This window comes from Streptomyces sp. NPDC058086 (assembly GCF_042885015.1).
Taxonomy (GTDB): domain Bacteria; phylum Actinomycetota; class Actinomycetes; order Streptomycetales; family Streptomycetaceae; genus Streptomyces.
In genome coordinates this window covers 1-3219 of record NZ_JBHVST010000252.1, presented here as the reverse complement: position 1 = coordinate 3219, position 3219 = coordinate 1, and the positions used below count along the sequence as shown (strand labels likewise).

Annotated in this window: 5 protein-coding genes; 2 read left to right on the top strand and 3 right to left on the bottom strand. The window is 69.8% G+C overall.

Annotation, left to right across the window (positions count from 1 at the left end; all coding sequences use genetic code 11):
* Positions 1-91 (bottom strand): biotin carboxylase N-terminal domain-containing protein (locus tag ACFVWD_RS57895; RefSeq protein ID WP_308427085.1); only part of this gene is annotated, 91 nt, incomplete at its 3' end.
* 355 nt (positions 92-446) lie between these two features.
* Here ACFVWD_RS57895 and ACFVWD_RS57890 point away from each other — a divergent pair.
* Positions 447-968 (top strand): hypothetical protein, encoded by a 522-nt coding sequence (locus tag ACFVWD_RS57890; protein ID WP_389607200.1) that lies wholly within the window; start codon positions 447-449, stop codon positions 966-968.
* Here the strand turns inward: ACFVWD_RS57890 and ACFVWD_RS57885 are convergent, their stop codons facing one another.
* Both ACFVWD_RS57885 and mmpB read right to left on the bottom strand, forming a co-directional pair.
* On the bottom strand, positions 969-1589 hold the full coding sequence (locus ACFVWD_RS57885) for a Maf family protein (RefSeq protein WP_389607198.1): 621 nt from the start codon (positions 1587-1589) through the stop codon (positions 969-971).
* A 116-nt stretch (positions 1590-1705) separates the two neighbouring features.
* Entirely contained in the window at positions 1706-1834 is a 129-nt protein-coding gene (mmpB, locus tag ACFVWD_RS57880; protein WP_096239832.1) for a morphogenic membrane protein MmpB, read from the bottom strand.
* A gap of 164 nt (positions 1835-1998) precedes the next feature.
* Here mmpB and ACFVWD_RS57875 point away from each other — a divergent pair, with 164 nt between their 5' ends.
* On the top strand, positions 1999-3129 hold the full coding sequence (locus ACFVWD_RS57875; protein WP_389607196.1) for an SGNH/GDSL hydrolase family protein: 1131 nt from the start codon (positions 1999-2001) through the stop codon (positions 3127-3129).
* The last annotated feature ends 90 nt before the right edge of the window (positions 3130-3219 follow it).

The window sequence follows — 3219 nt, the reverse complement described above, 5'->3', positions numbered from 1 at the left end:
ACACGGCAACGCTCGCGATCCCGGCATCCCGGCACGCCCGGGCCACGCGGACAGCGATTTCGCCACGGTTGGCGATGAGCACCTTGCGCACGATGGCTCCCTCCTTGAAACAAGCCGAGTTTAGGGACTGCCGACACGACCTTTCGACCCGTCCCCAATGGTGAGCTTGCCCACACGGAGCGTGATTCGAGGCTCGCTCGACCCGCGAGATCCCTTGTCACACCGCGGTACGCAGGAATCCTTGGCTGAACCCTAGCCCTCCTGTGTGGCCAAGGTCTCTGTGCGGCCGTGCTGCGACGCACAGCGTTTCTTTGTGGAGTCCCTACGAATGGCCCAACGATTCTTTGCCCGTGGCCGAACCCTTGTCCCGGCGTTTACCCGTTAGTAGCGTTCGGGAGGTCTCGAACATACTTGGGGTAACAGCACTCGGAAGTGGGTGGGGACCGGTGGCGCGTAGACCGGTGGCGTGGGTGGCGGCGATCGTGCTCTTCGTGGAGGCGATCGGCATCGCGCTGCTGAACTGGTTCCTCGGCGTGGTCGTCGACCGCCAGGACATGTCCCTGGCGGGTCTCGACTCGGACATGATGTCCGTCTCGTCCAAGGTCGGGGGGCTGGTCTTCGGCCTCTACTTCGCGCTGTGCGGCGTCGCCGCGCTGCTCGTCGCGGTGCGCGACCGCGCCCCTGGCCTCTTCGGCCGCATCCTGCTGATCAGTGCCGCGGTGGTGCACGGTCTGCTCGGCGCGTTCACGGTGGGTCTGGTGGGCTGGGGCGCGTTTGTGTTCATGATGGTGGCGCTCGGGCTGATCGTGTTCACCCTGTTGGCCTTCGACCGCGGCGAGGGTCCCGCCGACGCCGCGCCGGGCGACGGCGCGGGCGGCGAGGACGGCAGCGGAGACACGAACGGCGGAACGAACGGCGGTACCGGGGGATCCCCGGTCACGGCGCCCCCGACGCCGAGCGCGTCCTGATCACTTCTCCCGCGGGGTCCACAACTCCGTGATGCCTACGCCCAGTTCGGCCAGCAGGCGGCGCACCAGCGGCAGGGAGATGCCGATGACGTTGCCGTGGTCGCCGTCGATGCCCTCGATGAACGGGGCCGAGCGGCCGTCGAGCGTGAAGGCCCCGGCGACGAGGAGCGGCTCGCCCGAGGCGACGTACTCGGCGATCTCGGCGTCGGTCGGCTCGCCGAAGCGGACCACCGTGGACGCGATCGCCGACGCGTAGCGCTTGGCCGTCGTGTCGTAGACGCAGTGCCCCGTCTGGAGGGTGCCGGCCCGGCCGCGCATCGCCTTCCAGCGTGCGGTGGCCTCCTCGGCGTCCGCGGGCTTGCCCAGCGCCTCGCCGTCCAGGTCGAGGACCGAGTCGCAGCCGATCACCAGGGCGCCCTGGACCTCGGTCCGGGCGGCCACGACGGCGGCCTTGGCCTCGGCCAGGGCGAGCGCGAGTTCGGCGGGGGTCGGGGCGGAGACGGCGTCCTCGTCGACGCCGCTCACGATGACCTCGGGGTCGAGTCCGGCCTGGCGCAGCAGGCCGAGCCGGGCGGGGGACTGCGAGGCGAGCACGAGGCGGCGGCGCGGCTGATCAGTCATGCGGTCAGGGTATCGGCGTGGGCGTGTCGCCCCCTGTCGCCCCGTCTCACGTCACGCCCATCACGTCACGCCCATCACGTCACGCCCATCACGTCACGCCCATCACGTCACGTCGATCACATCACGCCGAGGACGATCATCGCGAGCAGCATGGCCAACGCCATGAGAAGGCCGAGCCGCCGCAACATCTCCTGCATGTCGCGCAGTTCCTTGGGCGGCTCGTTCTCCGGGTCGGACCACAGCATGCCTCCGATCGTGCGGCGGCGAGGGCGCCGACCGCCTGAGTACGCATACTCAACTTGCCCTCGACCCGATTAAACGGGTCCAGGGTTCCTTTAATGCGTGTCCGCCTGCTACGGTCATGGCATTTACTAAAGGAACTCTGGTCCCTTTAAGGGAGGCAGCTGCCGTGTTCACCACCGCCTGGACCGCATCGCCCCAGCTCCCCGCCGTGGGCTTCACCCCCAACTGGTCCCAGGAGGGTTTCTGGCGTCAGTCCCTGCGCCAGGTCGTCCGCGTCGGGGCGGGCGGCGGCCGGGTTCGTATGCGGCTGTCGAACGCGTACGGCACCTCGCCGCTGCGGATCGCCGGGGCCACCGTGGCCCGTGCGGGCGCGGGGGCCGGTGTCGAGCCCGGCTCGCTGCGGCGGCTCACCTTCGAGGGGGACGGGGGCGTCGAGATCCCGGCGCGCGGACAGGCCGCCAGCGACCCCGCCGAACTCGTGGTGGAGGCCCTGGAGTCCGTGACCGTCACCCTGTACCTCGACGCCGTCACCGGGCCCGCGACCTTCCATGCCCAGGCCTTCGCGACGAGCCACCGGGGCGAAGGGGACCGCCTCGACGACCTCGCCGGCGACGGATTCGGCGACACGAGCGAGTCCTGGTACTTCCTGTCGGCCGTCGAGGTCGACGCGGGCCGTACGGACGGTGTCGTGCTCTTCGGGGACTCCATCGTGGACGGGTTCGGCTCGACGCCGGGCGCGAACCGCCGCTGGTCGGACGCGCTCGCCGAGCGCACGGGGCGGCCCGTTCTGGGCGCGGGCATCGGCGGGAACCTGCTGCTGAACGACTCCGCCTGGTACGGGGAGAAGGGCGTCCGGCGGTTCGGGCGGGACGTTCTCGAACAGGCCGGGGTCGAGGCGGTCGTCGTGCTGCTGGGGCTCAACGACATCGGGTTCAGCGAGACGGACGAACAGCCGACGTACAAGCCCGCGCCGGTGCTGGAGGCCGACGAACTCATCGACGGGTACCGGGAGTTGATACGGCAGGCGCGTGGGCGGGGGCTGCGGGCGATCGGGGCGACGCTGCTGCCCTTCGGGGGGTCCGATCACTGGGGTGAGCGGGCGGCGAAGGTGAGCCGTGAGGTGAACGGGTGGATTCTCGGGGCGGGGGAGTGGGACGCGGTGGTGGATCTCAACGAGGTGTTGGCCGATCCGGGCGATCCGGATCGGCTACGGGGTGTGTACGACTTCGGCGATCACCTGCATCCCAATGACGCCGGGTACGAGGTGATGGCCGAGGAGGTGGCGGGGTGCTTCTAGGCCCTGTCGTCAAATTCCCGTCTGCCCCGCGACGCCATGCACGCACTCTCGGCGCACCGGGCACAGACCCAAGTACATCCAGTACGAGGG

Excerpts from the sequence above, each read along its gene's own strand:
- ACFVWD_RS57885 (WP_389607198.1), bottom strand. The coding sequence starts at position 1,589 with ATGACTGATCAGCCGCGCCGCCGCCTCGTGCTCGCCTCGCAGTCCCCC.
- mmpB (WP_096239832.1), bottom strand. The coding sequence starts at position 1,834 with ATGCTGTGGTCCGACCCGGAGAACGAGCCGCCCAAGGAACTGCGCGAC.